General features: G+C 70.0%; 16 protein-coding genes. 5 read left to right on the top strand and 11 right to left on the bottom strand.

What is annotated here, in order from left to right; genetic code table 11:
• Positions 1 to 79 precede the first annotated feature (79 nt).
• Complete coding sequence (locus J4H92_RS03555; protein ID WP_208096068.1) at positions 80 to 1615, bottom strand: MFS transporter; 1536 nt, start codon at positions 1613 to 1615, stop codon at positions 80 to 82.
• A 101-nt stretch (positions 1616 to 1716) separates the two neighbouring features.
• Here J4H92_RS03555 and J4H92_RS03550 point away from each other — a divergent pair, with 101 nt between their 5' ends.
• On the top strand, positions 1717 to 2283 hold the full coding sequence (locus J4H92_RS03550) for a TetR/AcrR family transcriptional regulator (RefSeq protein WP_208096066.1): 567 nt from the start codon (positions 1717 to 1719) through the stop codon (positions 2281 to 2283).
• 10 nt (positions 2284 to 2293) lie between these two features.
• Here the strand turns inward: J4H92_RS03550 and J4H92_RS03545 are convergent, their stop codons facing one another.
• The 4 genes from J4H92_RS03545 to ftsY all read right to left on the bottom strand — a co-directional run bounded on the left by J4H92_RS03545 (position 2294) and on the right by ftsY (position 6914).
• A complete protein-coding gene (locus J4H92_RS03545) occupies positions 2294 to 3277 on the bottom strand; it encodes an arsenic resistance protein (RefSeq protein ID WP_341782998.1) in 984 nt (327 codons plus the stop codon).
• Between the two features lie 60 nt (positions 3278 to 3337).
• Positions 3338 to 4927, bottom strand: a complete 1590-nt coding sequence (ffh, locus tag J4H92_RS03540; protein WP_208096063.1) for a signal recognition particle protein — start codon at positions 4925 to 4927, stop codon at positions 3338 to 3340.
• Between the two features lie 58 nt (positions 4928 to 4985).
• The gene (locus J4H92_RS03535; protein WP_208096061.1) at positions 4986 to 5834 is read right to left on the bottom strand and encodes a 3-hydroxyacyl-CoA dehydrogenase; all 849 of its coding nucleotides are present in this window, start codon (positions 5832 to 5834) and stop codon (positions 4986 to 4988) included.
• 189 nt (positions 5835 to 6023) lie between these two features.
• Positions 6024 to 6914 carry a signal recognition particle-docking protein FtsY gene (gene ftsY, locus J4H92_RS03530; RefSeq protein ID WP_208096058.1) on the bottom strand — a complete coding sequence of 297 codons (891 nt, stop codon included), beginning with the start codon at positions 6912 to 6914 and terminating at the stop codon, positions 6024 to 6026.
• Between the two features lie 224 nt (positions 6915 to 7138).
• Here ftsY and J4H92_RS03525 point away from each other — a divergent pair, with 224 nt between their 5' ends.
• From J4H92_RS03525 to J4H92_RS03510, 4 genes are read left to right on the top strand one after another with little or no spacing between them, the layout of a single operon-like run.
• Positions 7139 to 8485 (top strand): branched-chain amino acid ABC transporter permease, encoded by a 1347-nt coding sequence (locus J4H92_RS03525; protein ID WP_341782982.1) that lies wholly within the window; start codon positions 7139 to 7141, stop codon positions 8483 to 8485.
• Positions 8486 to 8494: 9 nt separating this feature from the next.
• Positions 8495 to 9481, top strand: coding sequence for a branched-chain amino acid ABC transporter permease (locus J4H92_RS03520; protein ID WP_208096052.1), 987 nt, complete (start codon positions 8495 to 8497; stop codon positions 9479 to 9481).
• Positions 9474 to 10424, top strand: a complete 951-nt coding sequence (locus J4H92_RS03515; protein WP_208096047.1) for an ABC transporter ATP-binding protein — start codon at positions 9474 to 9476, stop codon at positions 10422 to 10424. Before J4H92_RS03520 ends, J4H92_RS03515 begins: the two co-directional genes overlap by 8 nt.
• The gene (locus tag J4H92_RS03510; protein WP_208096044.1) at positions 10421 to 11176 is read left to right on the top strand and encodes an ABC transporter ATP-binding protein; all 756 of its coding nucleotides are present in this window, start codon (positions 10421 to 10423) and stop codon (positions 11174 to 11176) included. The genes J4H92_RS03515 and J4H92_RS03510 overlap by 4 nt, the downstream gene beginning before the upstream one ends.
• A 70-nt stretch (positions 11177 to 11246) precedes the next feature.
• Here J4H92_RS03510 and J4H92_RS03505 read toward each other — a convergent pair whose 3' ends face one another.
• The 6 genes from J4H92_RS03505 to smc form a co-directional block, all read right to left on the bottom strand.
• Complete coding sequence (locus tag J4H92_RS03505; protein WP_243751929.1) at positions 11247 to 12530, bottom strand: ABC transporter substrate-binding protein; 1284 nt, start codon at positions 12528 to 12530, stop codon at positions 11247 to 11249.
• Between the two features lie 140 nt (positions 12531 to 12670).
• Entirely contained in the window at positions 12671 to 13333 is a 663-nt protein-coding gene (locus J4H92_RS03500) for a response regulator (protein WP_208096527.1), read from the bottom strand.
• Between the two features lie 20 nt (positions 13334 to 13353).
• Positions 13354 to 14832: a histidine kinase gene (locus J4H92_RS15680; RefSeq protein WP_208096042.1), complete on the bottom strand. Its 1479-nt coding sequence runs from the start codon at positions 14830 to 14832 to the stop codon at positions 13354 to 13356.
• Entirely contained in the window at positions 14829 to 15740 is a 912-nt protein-coding gene (locus tag J4H92_RS03490) for an ABC transporter permease subunit (RefSeq protein ID WP_208096039.1), read from the bottom strand. Before J4H92_RS03490 ends, J4H92_RS15680 begins: the two co-directional genes overlap by 4 nt.
• A 19-nt stretch (positions 15741 to 15759) precedes the next feature.
• The gene (locus J4H92_RS03485) at positions 15760 to 16695 is read right to left on the bottom strand and encodes an ABC transporter ATP-binding protein (RefSeq protein WP_208096036.1); all 936 of its coding nucleotides are present in this window, start codon (positions 16693 to 16695) and stop codon (positions 15760 to 15762) included.
• A gap of 113 nt (positions 16696 to 16808) precedes the next feature.
• Positions 16809 to 20378: a chromosome segregation protein SMC gene (gene smc / locus J4H92_RS03480; RefSeq protein WP_208096033.1), complete on the bottom strand. Its 3570-nt coding sequence runs from the start codon at positions 20376 to 20378 to the stop codon at positions 16809 to 16811.
• Positions 20379 to 20431: the final 53 nt, after the last annotated feature.

Here is a 20431-nt window from a genome sequence, read left to right as displayed (position 1 = left end):
GGACGATCCCGCACCATTGGCCGCTGTTCTTCGCGTTCGGCGACCAATGGTGCGACATCGTTTGAGACCGGGGGCAGGATCACTCCCCGTGACCGGCTCCTTCTCGTTTCGACGGGATCGTACGCCAGGCGATGACCGCCCCGACCACGCTCACGGCCGCCGCCGCGAGCGCGGTGAACTGCATGGCCGAGGTGAACGCCGCCTGCGCCGCGAGCAGCGCGGGCGAAGCCGGGTCGAGGACGGCTGAGGCCGCGGCGAGGGAGTCCTCGGCCGCGACGCGCTGGGCGTCGCCCAGTCCCGCGGGCAGTTGCAGCATGCCGCGGTAGGCGAGATTGAGCACCGACCCGAGGATCGCGATGCCGAAGGCCACGCCGAGCTCGTAGGCCGTCTCCGAGATCGCCGAGGCGGCGCCGGCCTTGCGGGGAGGCACCGCGGAGACGACCGCATCGGTCGTGAGCGTCTGCGACAGGCCGACGCCGAAACCCACGGGGATGAGCGCGAGAGCGAGCCAGAAGTAGTGCTCCACGCCCTCGGCCATCGCGATCCCGATCATGCCGAGCGCGATGAGGATGAGGCCCGCGGCGATACCGCGCCCGCGGCCGATCCGCGCGACGACCCAGCCGACCACGACGATCACCGCGATCGACGCGAGCGTGGCGGGCAGTTCGGCCAGGCCCGCCTGGAGCGGAGCGAAACCGCGCGCGAGCTGCAGGTAGAGCGAGAAGAAGTACAGCAGCCCGCTGAGCGAGAACACCGCGAGGAACGCCGCGAAGACGGCGCCGCTGAACGCCGGCACCCGGAACAGCTCGACGTCGAGGAGCGGCACGGCGAGCCTGCGCTGACGCCGCACGAAGACGTAGCCGATGACGAGGCCGGCCGCGAGGCTCACCACGCCGATCAGGTCGATGCCCGACTGGACCGAGTGCTTGATCGCGTAGACGAAGGGCGTGATCGCGGCAACCGCGAGGAGTGCCGAGAGCAGGTCGATCGGCCCGGGGTGCGGATCCCGGGACTCGGGCAGCAGGAAGATGCCCGCGACGATGAGCACGACCATGACGGGCACGTTGATGAGGAACACCGATCCCCAGAAGAAATGCTCGAGCAGCGCCCCGCCCACGAGCGGGCCGAGCGCGGCCCCGCCGCTCGCCGCGGCCGACCAGACGGCGATGGCCCGCGTGCGCTCGCGAGGATCGGTGAAGATGTTTCGGATCAGCGACAGCGTCGACGGCATCAGCGTGGCGCCCGCGACGCCGAGCAGCAGCCTGGCGAGGATCAGCATCTCGGCGCTCGGCGAGAACGCCGCCAGCAGCGAGGCCGCGCCGAAGAGGAACGAACCGATGAGCAGCAGCTTCTTGCGCCCGACACGGTCGGCGAGCGCGCCCATCGGGATCAGCAGGCCCGCGATCGCGAGCGAGTAGATGTCGCCGATCCAGAGGATCTGGTTCGCGGTCGCCCCGAGCGCCTGGGTGAGGGAGGGGACCGCGAGCGCGAGGACGGTGCCGTCGATCGCGAGCAGCAGCACGGCGAGGGAGAGCACGCCGAGCGCCGCCCAGCGCCGCAGCGGGGACAGCGTGGAGGCGGTGGGAACGGGAGCAGAGGGCGAAGTCACGGTCATACTATACTGGACGTTCAGTTCAGTTTCTCTGGGAATCGGCGGATTCAGCCGATGGCTTTGGCATGATGGGGTCGCAGGATGACCCCGACCGGGAGGTTCGCATGGGACGCACCAGCGGCAGGACCGCCGACGAGACGCGCCGCCTGGCGCTCTCCGCCGCAGCCCGGGTGATCCGACAGCACGGAGCCGCCGCACCGCTGGATCTGATCGCCGACGAGGCCGGCCTCTCGAAGGGCGGCGTCGTCTACCACTTCGCTTCGAAGGATCAGCTGCTCTCGGCACTCGCCCAGGAGCAGTTCGACGCGTTCCGCGCCGAGGTCGAGGCGCAGCTCGCGCACGACGACACCGGCCCCGGCCGCCTCGTCCGCGCATACATCCGAGCCAGCCTGGTGCCGCAGGACGCGGAGGAGCTGCGCGAGCGGTTCGCCCTCATCACCCAGCTGCTCACGGTTCCCTCCGTGCTCGAGCTGGCGCGCCAGGACGATCTGCGCTGGTCCGAGGATCTCGAACGCGATGGCGTGCCGGAGCCGGTCCGCGTGCTGGTCCTCGCCGCAGCCGACGGCTTCGGCGGCGCTCCGCTGTGGGCGACCGAGCATCCGGAGCGCGTACGGCAGCGACTGCAGCACGATCTCATCGCGCTCGTCGACCGCGCGATCGAGCGGCGCTGAAGCACGAGCGTCAGTGCGATACGGACGGTGCCCGCGGAGCCGGGATCACTCGCGGGATCACGCGCACGAAGACCACCATCGCGATGAGTTCCACGAACGTCTGCAGCACCACCGCGAGCGGCGCCGACTCGAATCCGTCAGGCAGCGCGAGCACGAGCGGCAGCACGACCAGGGAGTTGCGGGTCGCCCCGCTGAAGACGACGGCTCGGCGGCCCGGCACGTCCAGGCCGGCGAGCCGGCCGGCGAACGCGCCGATGGGCACCATGACGACGGCGAAGAGGACGTAGAGCGGCAGCAGCGGGAGCAGGTGCCCGAGCGCACCGGAGAGCCCGCCGACCTGCGAGGCGACGACCACCGCCAGGGTGAGCATCATGAGCGGCACCATCGCGCCGGCGACGATCTCGCTCAGCACCCGGGCGGAGCGCCGTCTCGCGGCCGCGAACTGCGTGGCCCATGCGGCGGCGAACGGCAGGAGGATCAGCAGCAGGAACGCCTCCGCGAACGGCGCGAGGTCGACGGCCGCGGCGAACTCGGCCCCTGCGAACAGCCGGAGGTACAGCGGCAGGCCGGCCACCTGCACGAGCATGAGGAGCGGCGCCGCCGCGAGCAGCCGGTCCCGGGCGCCGCCGGCCAGCCCCGTGAAGGCGATGACATAGTCGATGCAGGGTGTGAGCAGGACGAAGAGCACGGCGATCAGCAGCGCTCGATCGTGACTGATCGGTCGGGACAGCAGCCACACGACGGCCGGGACCACGAGGAAGTTCACGACCAGTACCGTGGCGAGGAAGCGCACGTCGCGGAACGCCCGGCCGATCCTCGCGAACGGCACTCCGAGGAAGGTCGCGTAGAGCAGCAGCGCGAGGATCGGGGTGACCGCCGCCTCGGCGGCACGGGCGACGCCCGGCAGGACGAGTCCGAGCAGCGCGCCGAACGCCAGTGCCAGGAGGTACAGCGGCACCTGCAGGCGCTCGGCCCGCTCCCGCAACCCGCCCACGGCGCTCAGCTCCGCCGGCCCGACCCCGTCAGCACCGCTCCTCGCCGGCACCGCTCCCCATCAGCGCAGGCCCTTGCCGAGCATGTTCTGCAGCTGCGCGAGGTCGGTCTCGCTCGGCTGAGGCGCCTCGCCGCGGCCGAGGCCGAAGCCGGAACCGTCCGCGACCGGGGCGGCCGCCCGTCCCGAGCTCTCGGCGGCGCGCTTGGCCGGGTTGCCCGAGCGCTTCGCCCCCTTGCCCTTGCCCTTCGGCTGCTGCCGTTTGCGGCCGGCTCCTCCCCCGCCCATGCCGGGAACCGGCCCCATGCCCGGGATCTGCGGCACACCGCCGCGGGCGACCGTCTTCATCATCTTCGCGGCCTGTTCGAATCGGCTGACGAGCGAGTTCACGTCGGTGACCGTCATGCCGGATCCCTTGGCGATGCGGAGTCTGCGGGAGCCGTTCAGGATCTTCGGGTTGCCCCGCTCCGCCGGGGTCATCGACTGGATGATCGCCTCGGTGTGCACGATCTCGCGCTCGTCGAAGTTCTCGAGCTGATCCTTCATCTTGCCCATGCCCGGCAGCATGCCCATCATCTTCTTGATGGAACCGGCGCCGCGCAGCTGCTGCATCTGCTTCAGGAAGTCGTCGAGCGTGAACTGATCGCTCGCCAGCTTCTCCGCGGCCTTGCGGGCCTCCTCCTCGTCGAAGGCGTGCTGGGCCTGCTCGATCAGGGTGAGGATGTCGCCGAGGTCGAGGATCCGGCTCGCCATGCGATCCGGGTGGAAGGGCTCGAAGTCGCCGAGCCCCTCCCCGGTGGAGGCGAAGAGGATCGGGCGCCCCGTGAGGCTGCGGATCGAGAGCGCGGCGCCGCCGCGCGCGTCGCCGTCGAGCTTGGTGAGCACCACGCCCGTGAAGTCGACGCTCTCCTGGAAGGCCCGGGCGGTCGCCACCGCGTCCTGACCGATCATCGCGTCGATGACGAAGAGCACCTCGTCCGGATCGATCGCCCGTCGGATGTCGCCGGCCTGCCGCATCAGCTCGGCGTCGACGCCCAACCGGCCCGCGGTGTCGACGATCACGAAGTCGTGCTGCTTGGCCCGGGCCTCGGCGATGCCGTCCTTCGCCACCCGCACGGGATCGCCCGAGGTCGCGTCTTCCCCGGCGCCGGTGTTGCCGGGATGCGGGGCGAAGACCGCGGCCCCCGCCTGCTCGCCCACCACCTTCAACTGGGTGACCGCGTTCGGGCGCTGCAGATCGCAGGCCACCAGCAGCGGCGTGTGACCCTGATCCCGCAGCCATTTGGCGAGCTTGCCCGCGAGTGTCGTCTTGCCCGCGCCCTGGAGGCCCGCCAGCATGATCACGGTCGGCGGGTTCTTGGCGAAGCGCAGACGCCGCTGTTCGCCGCCGAGGATCCCCACCAACTCCTCGTTGACGATCTGCACGACCTGTTGAGCGGGGTTCAGCGCCCGGTTGACCTCGTCGCCGAGAGCGCGCTCGCGCACCTTCGCCGTGAACTCCTTGACGACCTCGAGCGCGACGTCCGCTTCGAGGAGCGCGCGCCGGATCTCCCGCACGGTCCCGTCGACGTCGGCCGCCGAGAGCTTGCCCTTCGCGCGGAGGTTCTTGAAGGTGTCCGTGAGCCTGGCGGACAGGTTTCCGAAAGTAGCCATGATGAGCCGATTCTACTCGGCCGCGCTCCGGACCGGTTGCGAATCGGGGCGGACCGCGCTACTCGTAGCTGTAGAAGCCCCGACCCGCGCCCTTCCCCAGATAGCCCTTGTCGATGTAGTCCCGCTTGAGGACCTCGGCGAACTCGCGCATCGTCGGATCCGCGCTGTCCTTGCTCAGGTTGTACGGGGTCATCATCCCGACCACGTCGTAGATCCGGAACGGACCCACCGGGGCTCCGGTGGCGATGGTCCACGTCTTGTCGATGTCCTCCGGAGACGCGACGCCCTTGACGAACAGCGCCGCCGCCGCGTTGAGGAACGGCACGAGCAGCGAGTTCAGTACATAGCCCGGCTGCTCCTTGTTCACCCGGATGGGAACCATGCCGATCTGCTCGGCGAACACCGCGACCTCCTCGAACACCTCCGGGTCGGTGCCCGCGTGCCCCATCACCTCTCCAGTGTTGAACTTCCACACCTCGTTCGCGAAGTGCAGCGCCAGGAATCTCGCCGGGCGGCCGGTGAAGGGCGCGATATCGCTCGGCAGCAGCGTCGACGAGTTGGTGCAGAAGATCGTCCGCTCGGGAGCGACCGCGGCCACCTTCTCCCAGGTCTGCTGCTTGATGTCGAGGCGCTCCGGAACGGCCTCGATGATGATGTCGGCCGCGGAGACGGCATCGGCGAGGTCGGCGGTCGCGCGAATGCGGGAGACGGCGGCGTCGAGCTTCTCCTCGGACGCATCGGGCACGTCACGACGGTAAGCCGCCTTCAGATACTCCCAGCGCTCGGGGAGCTTCGCGAGGATGTCGCCCGAGAGGTCGTAGGCTACGACGTCCTTCCCGGAGTACGCCGACTGAAAGATGATCTGGGAGCCGAGCACGCCGGTCCCGAGCACGGTGAGATGCTGCATTGTCCTGCCTTTCTCGAGAACCGCTCGGCGGATGCGAGCGGTTGACGCTCTGGCGGTCGCGCGTCTCGGGCGGCCGTCGGGCCTCACCCTCTGGTCTACTCCTCTTTCGCGCTCTCGTTCGTGAATTTCGCGTGAGGCGATCAGATGATCGGGTACTCGGCCGATCGCCGGGCGGCTGCCTATCGGCCTCTAGCCGATCAGCTGGGCGGCGAAGACGTGCGGCGTGAAACCGGTGAGATCGCCGATCCCCTCCCCCTGGCCCACGAGCTTCACGGGCAGCCCGGTCTTCTCCTGCACGGCGAGCACGAAGCCGCCCTTCGCCGAGCCGTCGAGCTTGGTCAGCACGAGCCCCGTCACCCCCGCGTGCTCGATGAACGCCTCCGCCTGCGTCAGCCCGTTCTGGCCGGTCGTGGCGTCGAGCACCAGCAGCACCTCGGCGACGGGCGCCTGCTTCTCGATGACGCGTCGCACCTTCGAGAGCTCGTCCATGAGCCCGCCCTTGGTCTGCAGCCGCCCCGCCGTATCGATGATGGCGATATCGTGGCCCTCGTTCGAGGCCCGAGCCACCGTCTGGAAGGCGACGGAGGCGGGATCCTGACCCTGCTGCTCCGGGCGCACGATGTCGACGCGCGCGCGCTCCGCCCACGTCGCCAGCTGCTCCACCGCCGCGGCGCGGAAGGTGTCCGCGGCTCCCAGGACCACGCGCTTGCCGAGGGAGCCGAGGTAGTTCGCCAGCTTGCCGATCGTCGTGGTCTTCCCCACGCCGTTCACGCCCACCACCAGGATCACCGCCGGGCTCTCGGAGAGCCGGAGCGTCGGATCGTAGGCGGCGAGCCGCTCCTCGAGCGCCTCGCGCAGCATCAGCCGCAGCTCCGAGACGCGGGTCACCCGGTGCCGATCCGCCTGCTCGCGCAGGCGGCCGAGGATCGACTCGGCGATGTCGGGGCCGAAGTCGGCCGAGATCAGCGCGATCTCGAGTTCATCCCAGGTGTCGTCGTCGACGAGCGCTTCCTCCCGGTCGCCGCCGTTGCCGAACACGCCGCGGAACACGTTCGCGAGGGACCAGGATCGCTCTGCCATGCCTCAATCGTATCCCGGAAGGGCCGCCCCGAGCCTCGCTTCCGGTCTGTGGAGATCCCACCACGAATGTTCCCGTTTGGTTACGAACGTCCACCGAAATCGTGAGTTTCCGCCTTCGACGCGCCCGGACTCCGCTACGATTCAAACGTTCACAGCGTTCACGCAGAGTAGCCGGACGCGCGACCCACCTCGGAGGTACCGTGACCCGGAAAACGGAGATAACGGTGAGCGCCAGGCGTCCAATCGGTCTCGCTTTGCTCTTCGCATTGCTCGTCGCCGTGTGCAGCGGGCTGTTCGCCGTCTCGCCGGCCCACGCGGCGGAATGCAGTTCGGACGCGAGCACCGGCTGCCTGCAGGGCATCATCAAGACGAGCGACGGGGATCCCGCGTCGGGCATCGGCCTGACCCTGACCGGCGGGGCCGAACAGCAGACCACCGAGACCGGCTCGGACGGGCGCTGGTCCTTCGCGGTGACCGAGGCGGGCGCCTATACGGTGGCGGTGGACGAGGCGACGCTCCCCGAGGGCCAGTATCTGAAGAGCGTCGGCAGCCGGGAGCTGACCGTCGAGCTGGGCAACGTCGCGAGCGGGCTCTTCCCGCTGACGGACGATCCCGATGAGGCCGGCGGCGGCCCGGAGACGCCCGCGGCCAATGAGGGCGACGATCAGGCCGCCTCCGCCGGCAACAGCTTCAGTTGGCCGCGATTCTGGCAGCAGTTCGCATCGGGGCTGCGGATGGGTCTGCTGATCGCACTCGCGTCCCTCGGCCTCTCGCTGGTGTTCGGCACCACCGGCCTCAGCAATTTCTCCCAAGGGGAGATGGTCACACTCGGCGGGCTGCTCGCCGCCAGCTTCATGGGCTGGGTCGGCAACCTCTGGCTGGCCGGCCTGCTGGCCGTCGTGGTCGCGGCGGCCTTCGGCTGGGCGCAGGACAAGGTGCTGTGGAAGCCCCTCCGCAGGAGAGGGCTCAGCCTCATGCAGCTGATGATCGTGTCGATCGGCCTGTCGATCACCCTGCAGTACGTCTTCCAGTTCTTCTGGGGCTCCGGCGTGATCCGGATCGACCGGGAGACTCCCGCCACCTGGACGGTGCTGGGGGTCACCCTCACGGTCCAGTCCTACATAGCGATGGGCGTCGCGCTGCTCGCCATCACCGCGGTCGGGCTCGGTCTGATGTTCACCCGTTTCGGCCGGGCGACTCGGGCCATCAGCGACAATCCGGCACTCGCCCGGGCATCCGGCATCGACGTCGACCGGGTCGTCAACATCGTCTGGGTCGTCGGCGCCGCGCTCGCCGGGCTCGCGGGCGTGTTCCTCGGCCTGGTGTTCAACGGCCTCAACTGGTTCACCGGCGGAACGATGCTGCTGATGTTCTTCGCCGCGGTGACGCTGGGCGGGCTCGGCACCGCCTTCGGCGCCTTCGTCGGCTCGATGATCATCGGCATGATGGTCGAGCTCACCAACATCTGGCTGCCCGGCGACCTCAAGTACGCGACGGCGCTGGTCCTCCTCATCATCATCCTGCTGGTCAGACCGCAGGGCATCTTCGGCCGCAAAGAGCGGATCGGCTAGGAGCGCATCATGGATTTCTGGTTCGGACTCCTGCAGAGCATCCTGCAGACCGCGATCGCCCCGACTACCGCCGCGTTCGTGCTGGCGGCCATCGGACTGAACATACACTTCGGATTCACCGGCCTGATGAACATGGGGCAGGCTGGCTTCATGCTCGTCGGGGCGTACGGCTTCGGGGTGTCGGTCGTGCTGGGCGCGGGCTTCTGGGCCGCACTCGGGATCGCAATCGCGGCGGCGATCATCTTCGCGCTCATTCTCGGCATCCCCACCCTGAAGCTCCGCGGCGACTACCTCGCGATCGTCACGATCGCCGCGGCCGAGGTGATCCGCATGGTCGTGAAGCTCGCGGTACTGCAGGACATCACCGGCGGGCCGAGCGGCATCCCCGGCCAGAGGTACCGTCCCGTCTTCACCGAGCTCTCGCCACTGCCGGAGGGGCGGACCACGATCTTCGGTCTCAGCTATGCCAACACCGGCGTGGACGATTGGTGGACCCGCATCGTGGCCTGGGGGCTCGTCCTCGTCTTCCTGCTGATCACCTGGGCGCTCATGCGCAGCCCGTGGGGACGGGTGCTCAAAGGGATCCGCGAGGACGAGGACGCGGTGCGGAGTCTGGGCAAGAGCTCCTACGCCTACAAGATGCAAGCGCTGATCCTGGGCGGGGTCATGGGCGCCTTCGGCGGGATCGTGATGGCGCTGCCCGCCGCGATGCAACCCGACTCGATGGGCCGGCCCATGACCTTCAACCTCTGGATGATCATGCTGCTCGGCGGCGCGGCCACCATCTTCGGCCCGCTGCTGGGCAGCATCCTCTTCTTCACCGTTCGACTGGTCCTGACGAGCCTGGCCGGCGAGTTCATCCCGTCCTCGGTGTTGAGCGCACAGCAGACGGAGCAACTGGCGTGGATCCTGATCGGCATCTCGTTGATCCTGCTGGTGGTATTCCGACCCCAGGGCGTGCTGGGCAATAAGAAGGAGCTGTCGTTCAATGTCTGAGTATCCGTACGACCGCGCCGCTCTGCGGGCGCACCTGCACGAGCTCGAACAGGTGCCTGGCGTGGCGAAGCCCGATCCCATTCTCACCGTCGATCGCATCGTCCGCCGTTTCGGCGGCATCACCGCGGTCGACGTCGCGCACCTCGAGGTGCAGCGCGGCGCGATCACCGCACTCATCGGACCGAACGGCGCGGGCAAGACCACCTTCTTCAACCTGATCACCGGCTTCGATCGACCGTCGAACGCGGCGAGGCTGATCGGAGGAGGGGACGCCCGCTGGTCCTTCAACGGGAAGACCCTCACCCGAACCGGCGCGTCGCAGGCCGCGCGGGCCGGCATGGTGCGCACCTTCCAGCTGACCAAGGCGCTGGGCCGGATGACCGTGCTGGAGAACATGCTGATCGGGGCGAACGATCAACCGGGCGAGAATCTCTTCGTCGGCCTCTTCAAGCCGCTGTGGGCGAGGCGCGAGCGGGAGAACATCGAGCGCGCGGAGGAGCTGCTGACGCGCTTCAAACTCGATGCCAAGAAGAGCGACCTGGCCGGCGAGCTCTCGGGCGGCCAGAAGAAGCTGCTCGAGATGGCGCGGGCGCTGATGTCGAGGCCGGCTATGATCATGCTCGATGAGCCGATGGCGGGCGTGAACCCGGCGCTGACGCAGAGCCTGCTCGAACACATCCAGGCGCTGCGTGACGAGGGCACCACCGTGCTGTTCGTCGAGCACGACATGCACATGGTGCGGCACGTCAGCGACTGGGTCGTCGTGATGGCTCAGGGCGAGGTGATCGCGGAGGGCCTGCCGGAGAGCGTCATGAGCAGCCGAGCGGTGGTCGACGCCTATCTGGGCGCCCACCACGATCGGGATCTCGGCGACAACGAGGTGCTCACGACGGGCGTGATCCGCGCCATCGCCGAAGAGGTGGAGGAGGAGGAAGCCCGATGAACGATCCGAAGCTCGTGGTGCAGGCGGACGATATCACGGCCGGGTACCTGCCCGGGGTCAATATTCTGAACGGATGCACGCTCGAGGCCTACCAGGGCGAGCTGATCGGCATCATCGGGCCGAACGGTGCGGGCAAGTCGACCCTGCTCAAAGCTCTCTTCGGCCTCGTGGACATCCGAGAGGGCCGCGTCGTCCTGGATGGCGAGGACGTGACGCGGTCCGCGACCAACCAGCTGGTGCGCAAGGGCGTCGGCTTCGTGCCGCAGACCAACAACGTGTTCCCCTCGCTCACCATCGAGGAGAACCTGCAGATGGGCCTGTTCCTGAAGCCCAAGGAGTTCAGCGCGAGGGTCGAGGAGATGTGGGACCTCTTCCCCATGCTCGCGGAGCGGCGCCGGCAGCGGGCGGGCTCGCTCTCCGGCGGCGAGCGGCAGTCGGTCGCCATGGCGCGAGCCCTGATGATGGATCCGAAGGTGCTCCTCCTCGACGAGCCGAGCGCCGGGCTCTCCCCCGTCCGCCAGGATGAGACGTTCATCCGCACCCGTCAGATCAACCGGACGGGTGTGACCATCATCATGGTGGAGCAGAACGCGCGCCGCTGCCTGCAGATCTGCGATCGCGCCTATGTGCTCGACCAGGGCAGGAACGCCTACGAGGGTCCGGGGCGAGAGCTCGCGAACGATCCGAAGGTGATCGAGCTCTACCTCGGCACCCTCGCCGCCGACGTGGAGAGCAAGGCGAAGACCGGGTAGAGATCGGATTGCAGCAGTACGGCCCCGGTTCGATGAACCGGGGCCGTACTGTCCATCAGGAACTGCGGCGCTATTCGACCGCGCCCTCGATGGCCCGCTGGAAGACGGGGTTGTTGTCGTCGTCGTACTGGTAGATGCCGATGAACGCCGAAGACGGATCGTTGTTGTCGTTCAGCGGACCAGTACCGGCCTTGCCGACGTAGTGGATCTCATCACCCGCCTCGATCGCGGCCTTGCCCTCTTCGAAGCTCGTCACCTCGGTGCCGCCGTTCGCTCCGGTGACCGCGTGCAACTGCTCCCGGATCGAATCGGCGTCGGTCGCGCCGGCCTTCTCCGCGGCAAGCGCCACGATCGTGACGAGATCGTACGCCTCGGGGGCGTAGGTGAAGCTCTCGAGCTCGCCGTCGAACTCGGCTTCGTAGATCTCTTCGAGCTGATCCTGGAACTCCTCGTTCGCCTGGGCGCCCGGGATCGATCCCTGAGCTCCGGCGAGCGTGCCCTCGGGGAACTCCTCGCCGTAGCCGTTCGCGTTGCCGTCGACCAGGTAGAAGGTCGAGAGATCGAGGCCCTGGTTCACGGCCTCGGGCACGATCTGCTTCAGCTGGTCGTAGGTGACCACGACGATCGCCTCGGCCCCGGAATCCTTCACCGCGGTGATCTCCGAGGAGAAGGAGGTCTGCTCGGTCGGGAACTCGTTGCCGTCGCCCTTGCCGCCGTAGACCACCTCGGCACCGCCGGCTTCGACGGTCTGCTGGATCACGTCACGAAGGCCCAGGCCGTAGGGATCGTTGAAGGTGAGGAAAGCGACGCTGGTCTTGCCGTCGTCGAGGATCTGGCTGCCGAGCGCGTCACCCTGCACCGTGTCCGGCGGCGCGGTGCGGAAGTAGTTCGGGCTGACGCCGCTCAGCCCGGCGTCGGTGTTCGACGGCGATCCCTGCAGAATGCCCGCCTCGGCGATCTTATCGACGACGTGCGCGCTGCGACCGGATCCCATCGCGCCGAGCACGAAGGAGGCGCCGCTGGCGATCACGTCGTCGGCGCCCTTCTCCACCACCGTCAGGTCGGTGGCATCGCCCTCATTCGCCTCGGCCACGATCTCGATCGGCTGTCCCAGCACGCCGCCGGCCGCCTCGATGTCGGCCTGGGCCTGCGCGATGCCGGCCTGCACCGGCGGCATGAGGAAGCCGAGGGAACCGGTCTGGGGAAGCAGCGTGGCGATCTTGAGCGCCTCGGTGCTGCCGCCGTCGTTCTCATCGGCGGGCGTCTCCGGCGTCGACGAGCAGGCCGAGAGCACCAGAGCGGCGCTCGCGATCAAGGCCACGGCACCGGCTGTGCGCTTGGTAATCATCTTCATGAATGATGCCTTTCTTTCCGGTCGCTCCACTGCGACACACTCCCTGAGCATAGTCAGACAGCGCAGCGGTGCGCCGCCGCGTAAGCCGCCCGAAACAGAAGTGTTAGCGTCTTGTGACCGAGCGGCCCTCCGGGCGCCGCTCAGCGCAGACCGCGCTCGTAGGCGAGGATCACCGCCTGCACGCGGTCGCGGAGTCCCAGTTTCGCGAGGATGCGGCCGACGTGGGTCTTCACGGTGGACTCCGAGAGGAACAGGCGATCGCCGATCTCGAGGTTGGAGAGCCCCTCCGCGATCAGACCGAGCACCTCGGCTTCGCGCTCGGTCAGCTCCGGGATCCCGGTTCTCGCCGACGGCGCGGCGGCCGGCTGCTCGGGCGCCCCGTCCCCGCGCAGCCGCTGCATCAGCCGCATCGTCACACTCGGGGCCATCACCGCGTCACCCTCCGCGACGGCCCGCACCGCGCGGATCAGCTCGACCGCGCGCGCGTCCTTCAGCAGGAACCCGCTCGCGCCCGCCTCCACCGCGTCCATCGCGTACTCGTCGAGGTCGAAGGTGGTCAGGACGATCACCCGGGTGCGCGGGAACTGCCTCACCAGTCGCCCGGTGGCCTCGATGCCGTTCATCCCCGGCATACGCACGTCCATGAGCACCACATCCGGATCCCGTTGCCGGTCCGACAACTCGCCGAGAACCCGCAGCGCCTCGGCGCCGTCGCCGGCCTCGCCGACGACCTCGATGCCGTCGGTCGCACCCAGGATCAGCGCGAACCCCGTGCGGATCAGCTCCTGATCGTCGACGATCATCGTCCGAATAGGCTCGACGTTCACGATCCTCCCCCTTCGCGCCCCGCGCCCCGCGTCGGGATGATTGCGCGCAGACGCCACCCGCCGCGATGCGGCCCCGCCTCGAAGACCCCGCCGAAGATGCGCACCCGCTGCTCGACCCCGGCCAGTCCCCGCCCGCTGCCCGGGATCGGCCCGTCCGCCCGATCGCGCTCCGAACCGGCGAGCGCTCCGGAGCGGCCGGAATCGCCGATCTCGAGACTCGTCCGCTCGGGCGTGTGCTCCAGGATCACCCGGACCTCGGCGCCCGGCCCCGCGTACCGGAGCGCATTGGTCAGGCCCTCCTGGGCGATCCGGTAGACGGCGAGCTGCTGCGCGGCATCTCCCGCGGGAACTCCCTCCTCGCTGAGTTCCACGCTCAGTCCCGCCTCCGCGAAGCCCGCCACGAGATCCCGCACCTGCCCGACGCCCGGCTGCGGTGCGAGCGGCGCCGCAGCCCTCGGCTCCGGCGTCGTCGACCCACCGGGAGCGGCGGGATCGCGCAGCACCCCGAGCAGCCGGCGCATCTCGACGAGCGCGCTGCGCCCGGTCTCCGAGGCCCGCTGCATCGCCTGCCTGGAGGCGGCCGGGTCGGCGTCCAGCGCCACCGCGGCGCCCTCGGCGAGCGTCACCACGACCGACAGCGAGTGGGCGACGATGTCGTGCATCTCCCTGGCGATGCGCGACCGCTCCGCCGCCGCCGCCAGCTCGGCCCGCTGCTCTCGCTCCCTGGCGAGCTGATGGGCGCGGTCGATGAGCGCCGCGACGTAGCGCTTGCGACTGCCGGCGTTGATCCCGAGCATCAGCGCGGCGAGCAGCCAGAGCGCGGTCATCACGCTCAGGATGACCACGTCGCTCACGGCCATGCGGTCCCCGGAATAGGCGACGAGGGCGACCGGACCGCCCCACGGGATGACGGCGACCAGCGCCATGAACAGCACGCTCGTGCCGAGCGCGACGCCGTAGGCGATCCAGCCCGCGACGATGCTGCGGTAGACCGGCACCGCGTAGAGCAGGAAGATGAGGGCGATCCCGTTCGGCAGCGCCAGGAACCCGAGCTCGAAGATCTGCAGCAGCGAGACGACGATCACGCCGAGGAGCGGATGACGGCGGCGGACGGCCAGCAGCCCCGCGACGGCCGCGGTCACCGCCACGGGGATGAGTACGTGCGGCCAGAGGAGGTAGGCGCCCCGGGCGCGCATCTCGTTCGCGACATCGGCCTCGATGTCGCTGAGGTTGTCTGCGGCGTAGGACGAGACGAGCTCCGCAGCGACCATGAGCGCGCAGCCGAGCAGGTAGACGGCGACGATCGTCCAGTCGACCGTGCGGGGATGATCGGACAGCCAGCGCCGGAAGACCCCGGGCGGGCGCGGCAGCCGCAGCTCTGCATCAGCAGGCTGCGGCTGCGCGGCGCTCGGAGACCGGGACGAGCGCGACGAACGCGACTCGGCCCCGGCCGGAGCGATGGGACGTGGGATCACACGGCGTCTCTCTTGCGGAACAGGATCGCGGCGGGCACCAGGGCGGCGGCGGCCCAGGCGACGAGTCCGCCGAGTGCGGCCCAGTATCCCACGCCTTCGGGTTCGACCGCCAACCCCTCCGAGGCGAGGTTCGACACGTTCGCCGAGACCGGTTCCAGCGCGAGCGTCGTGCCCAGGTCGCTCGGCAGCCAGTCCGCCACGCGATCGACCCAGTCCCATCCCGTCAGCGTGAGCACCTGGAACAGGATGGGGGCGACGAACACCAACCCGACGACGGCCGCGATCGCCCCCGCGCTCGAGCGCAGCAGGAAGCCGATGCCCAGCGCGAGCAGCGCCACCAGCGCCAGGTAGAGCGAGGTGCTCACCATCGATGCGAGCACCTCGGGCTTCACGTAGGCGTCGAGGGCGTCGCCGCCGAGGAAGATCGCAGCGATCAGTCCGCCGCCGAAGGTGCCCAGCGCCCCGACCCCGAAGGAGATCGCGGCGACGACGAGTGCCTTCGCCGCCAGAAGCGGTGTGCGGGAGGGCACCGCGGTCAGGCTCGAGAGGATCAGCCCGCTCGCATACTCGCTCGTGATGGCGAGCACTCCGAGCACGCCCATCACCAGCACGGTGAAGCTGCTGCCGATGCTCGCCGCCTGGACGAGCAGGGCTGGGATGTTCTCCGGGGTGAACATGCCGGCCCCCAGGTCGGGATCGTCTCGCAGCATCGAGAGCGAGAGCCCCATCAGCGCGGCCGCGCCCCAGCTCAGGACCAGGATGATGGCGATCGACCAGCGGATCGAGCGGAGGGAGAGCAGCTTGATCCACTCGCTCCGGAGCACGCCGTCGAAGGTGAGGCGCCCCTCGGCGCCGGCGGCGCGGACGCGGGGAGCGGTCGGGGTTGCTGTTGCAGTTGAGGTGGTCATGGTTCGTCTTCCGATCGTCTCAGGCCGCGGCGGGCTGGTCTGCGTGGTGCTCATCGGTGGAGTACTCGACTTCGCTCCGGGTCAGGGCGAGGTAGGCCTCCTCGAGCGAGGTGGCGTCGGTGGAGAGTGCGTGCAGGACGATGCCGTGAGCCGCGGCGACCTCGCCGACCCGCTCAGCCGCGATGCCCTCAAGCACCAGCTCGCGGTTGTCGGCGCGCTGCGTGCTGCGCGCGCCCTCGGCGCGCAGGAGTTCGCCGAGGCGGATCGCGTCGGGCGAGACGACCCGCACGGTGCGCCGCTCCCCGGAGGCGAGCAGCTCGGCGATCGGCGCGTCGGCGATCACACGGCCGCGGCCCAGCACGATGAGATGATCGGCGGTCTGCGCCATCTCGCTCATGAGGTGGCTCGAGAGCAGCACGGTCCGGCCCTCGGCGGCGAAGGCGCGCACGAACTGCCGCACCCAGAGCACGCCGTCGGGATCCAGGCCGTTCACCGGTTCGTCGAGCACCAGCACCTCGGGATCCCCGAGCAGGGCCGCCGCGATGCCGAGACGCTGCCCCATGCCGAGGGAGAACTTGCCGACCCGTTTCTGAGCGACCGACTCGAGCCCGGTCAGCTCGAGGACCTGGTCCACACGACTCCTGCTGATCCCGTGCGTGACGGCGAGCGCCTGCAGGTGGCTGCGCGCGCTGCGCCCGGGATGCACGCCCTTGGCGTCGAGCAGCGCTCCCGCGATGCAGAGAGGGTTCCGGTGCTCCGCATAGGGTTTGCCGAGGACCGTGATGCCGCCCTCGCTCGGCCGGTCGAGCCCCATCAGCATCCGCATGGTCGTCGACTTCCCCGCGCCGTTCGGTCCGAGGAAGCCGGTGACCTGCCCGGCCTGCAGCGAGAAGCTGACGTCTTGTACGGCGGTCTTGTCACCGAAACGCTTGGTGAGTCCGCGTGCCTCGATCATGGTTCCCTGCCTTTCAGGGGTGCGTGTCACCCTCTGGAATCAGAGTAGAGTCACCCCGGCCGGGGCGCATCGGTCTGCGGTACCGTTCGGCATCCTCCCCGGGGATGATCCGGCTACTCCTCGGGACCCACCCGCTGGCCGACGACCGCCGAGATGCCGTCCTGCCGCATCGAGACGCCGTACAGAGCGTCCGCGATCTCCATGGTGCGCTTCTGGTGGGTGATCACGATCAGCTGGGAATGCTCGCGCAGTCCCTCGAACACCTGCAGCAGTCGTCCGAGATTGGCGTCGTCGAGGGCCGCCTCGACCTCGTCCATGATGTAGAACGGGCTGGGCCGCGCCTGGAAGATCGCGATCAGCCAGGCGACCGCGGCGAGCGAGCGCTCGCCGCCGCTGAGCAGCGAGAGCCGCTCGACCTTCTTGCCCGCCGGGCGCACGGTCATCTCGATGCCCGTGCCGAGCAGGTCGTCGGGATCGCTCAGCGAGACCTCGCCGGATCCGCCCGGGAACAGGATCGGGAACACCTCGGAGAAGGCGGCCTGCGTATCGGCGAACGCCGCGGCGAAGATCCCCTGCATCTTCGCGTCGAGCTCGCCCACGATGGACAGCAGATCGGACCGCGTCTTCGTGAGATCGGCCAGCTGCTCGGCGAGGAACGCGTGCCGCTGCTCGAGCGCCGCGAACTCCTCGAGCGCGAGCGGGTTGATGCGCCCCAGCTCGGCCAGGCGCTTCTCTGCGCGCGCGAGGCGCTTCTCCTGTTCCGCCCTCGTGAGAGTCGCGGGATCGGGATCCTCCACCTCACCGTTCTCCGAGCGCGCCGGCGCGCTCGGGACGGAGCGCGCGTCAGGCGATGCCCGCTCCGGAGCGCGCGGTCCGTACTCCGCGATCAGGACGTCCTCGACGAGACCCAGTTCATTGCCTGCGCGCTCGAGCAGGGTGGAGAGCTGCAGCTTGCGCTCGTAGCTCTTCAGCTCGGCTCCGTGCACCTGCTCGGTCAGCGTCTGGAGCCGCGAGCGCAGCCCGGCCTCATCCGCGCGCAGCAGCGTGAGCTCCTGGCTGTGCTTCGCCCGCTCCTGCTCGACCTCGCGCTGGGCGAGACGCGCCTCCGCCAGGGCGCGATCGCACGCGGCCTGGATCGCGGGCAGCAGTCCCGCGACGCGCTCGGCCCGCTCCACCTGGTGCGCGCGGAGCACGGCCCGCCGGGCGGCCTCGGCCGCGGCGCGGCGCTCCGTCTCGAACTGCTCGGCGAGCAGGCGGTGTCGAGCGTCCGCCGCCCGTGCGCGCTCCCTCGCGGTCTCGAGTTCGAGCCTGCGCTCCATCTCGGCCGCGCGGGCCCGCTCGGTCTCGGCCCACAGCGTCTCCCGCTCGCCGGCGTCGAGGATCGGCCTCGGTCTCGCCTCGGCCTCCGCCAGCACCTCCGAGGCGCGGGTCACCGCCCGCTCCGATTCCTCGGCGCGTCCCGCGATCCCCGCCAGAGCCTGCCGCGCGCGCTCGGCCTCCGCCTGCCCCGCTTCGGCGCGCACCGAGAGGCGGTTGCGCTGCTCGGCGAGACTCGCGATCCTCGCATCCGCGGCGCGCAGTTCCGCGAAGGCTCGCTCGGCGTCGACCTTGGCGCGGGAGGCGGCCTCCCGGAGCTCGGCGAGCTCCGCCTGCGCCGTCTCGAGTTCGGCGACGAGTTCCGCCCGGCGCCGTTCGGCCTGCTCGAGCTCGGCGACGAGTTCGACACGGCTCGGGACGGCGCCGGACCCGCCGCTGAGCGTGTACGGCGTGAGCAGGTCCCCTCGGGCGGTGACGATGGCGAAGAGCTCCGCGGGGCGAGTCGCGCGGAGGATCTCGGCTGCGGCGAGCGCGCGCTCGAGATCGGGGGCGATGTAGCTCTGCGCGAGGAGGCCGTAGACGCCCGGGGGCGCGTCGAGCACGACGTCGATGGCCCGGACCAGCTCGGTCCCCTCGGGGACGGCGGCATCCGGGATCGCGTCCGACGTCCGCGCGATCACGGCGCGCAGACGACCCAGATCCCGCCGATGCGCCGTCTCCACGGCGTCCCCCGCCGCGCCCGCGTCGGCGGCGAGCAGGGCGTCGGCGAAGACGCCGAGCGCCGTCCCCACGGCCGCCTCGTATCCCTCGGCCACGCGCATGCGATCCGCGACCCGCTCGCCCACGCCGTCCGGCGACTCGGCGATCAGGGCAGCCGAGGCGTCCCGCTGATCGAGCGAGCGGGACAGCACGCCGATCCTCGCGTCGAGCCCGGCGCGCTCCTGCTCCAGCGCGTGCAGGCGGTCGCGCAGCTCATCGCGCAGGCGCTCGGCTTCGAGCTGAGCGTCCTGCGCCGCGCGGTACTCGTCGTCGAGTCCGCTCTCGGGCGCCTCCGAGACCTCTTCGGCCGCCTCGAACGCGTCGAGCTCGTCTCTCGCCGCCGCGGCGCGCTCCTCCGCCTGCTGCACGGCGTGCTCGCGCCGGGCGAGCTCCTGCGCCAGCGCGCCGTGCCGCTGCTCCGCTGCCTCGAGCCGGCCGCGCAGCTGCGAGAGTTCCAGATCGTGCTCGGAGACGAGCGCGCTCTGGGCTGCGAGGTGCTCGTCGATCGCGTCGAGCGCCTGCTGCGCCCGGCGGGTCGTATCGCCGGCCGCCTGCCAGGCGGTCTCGGCCGCGGGTATCAGCGCGGCGAGCCCGTCTGCTTCGGCACGGGCCTCGGCGACGGCGCCGGGGCTGAGGAGATTGACCTGTTCCGGGGATTCCGCCTGGGTGGCGAGGAAGGTGAGCCGCTGCTGCGCCTGGGCGAGGACGCCGCTCAGGCGGGACTGCGACGCCTCGAGCGCGATGGTCACCCGGCGCGCGGCGTCGAGCCGCTCGCCCTGCTGCTCCTGCTCGAGCCTGCCGATCCGCAACTGCTTCTGCTCGACCTGCTCCTGCAGCACGATGCGCTCGCCGTGCCGCTCCGCCTCGTCCCGGCCGAGCTCGTCCAGTTCGGCGCGCAGCCGCGCCACGTCGTCGGCGAGCAGCCGCGCCTTCGCGTCGCGCACTTCGGCGGCGATCTGCTGGGCGGCGCGCGCCACCTCGGCCTGCCGCCCGAGCGGCTTCAACTGCCTCCGGATCTCGCCGGCGAGGTCGTTCAGGCGGGTCAGGTTCGTCTCCATCGCCTCGAGCTTGCGCAGCGTGCGGTCCTTGCGGCGGCGGTGCTTGAGGATCCCGGCCGCCTCCTCGATGAAACCGCGCCTGTCCTCGGGCGTCGCGCGCAGCACGGCGTCGAGCTGCCCCTGCCCGACGATGACGTGCATCTCCCGCCCCAGGCCGGAATCGCTGAGCAGCTCCTGCACGTCGAGCAGACGGCAGCTGTCGCCGTTGATCGCGTACTCGCTCGCGCCGTTGCGGAACAGCGTGCGCCCGATCGTGACCTCGCTGTACTCGATCGGCAGCGCGCCGTCGCTGTTGTCGATGGTCAGCCGCACCTCGGCTCGGCCGAGCGGGCCGCGCGTGGAGGTGCCGGCGAAGATGACGTCCTCCATCTTGCCGCCGCGCAGGGTCTTCGCGCCCTGCTCCCCCATCACCCACGCCAGCGCGTCGACCACGTTCGACTTGCCGGAGCCGTTGGGGCCGACGATGGCGGTGACGCCGGGCTCGAACTGGAAGGTCGTCGACTGCGCGAAGGACTTGAAGCCCTTGACCGTGAGGCTCTTCAGGTGCACTGCCGACTCCTCTCCACGCTTGCAGTCGTTCCCGGCGGCGTATCCGTCCCACC

Origin of the sequence: Leucobacter weissii, from assembly GCF_017565745.1 — a bacterium.
Taxonomy (GTDB): Bacteria; Actinomycetota; Actinomycetes; order Actinomycetales; family Microbacteriaceae; genus Leucobacter; species Leucobacter weissii.
Note: the sequence above shows the minus strand (reverse complement) of the source record. Positions and strands in the feature narration are given on the sequence as shown.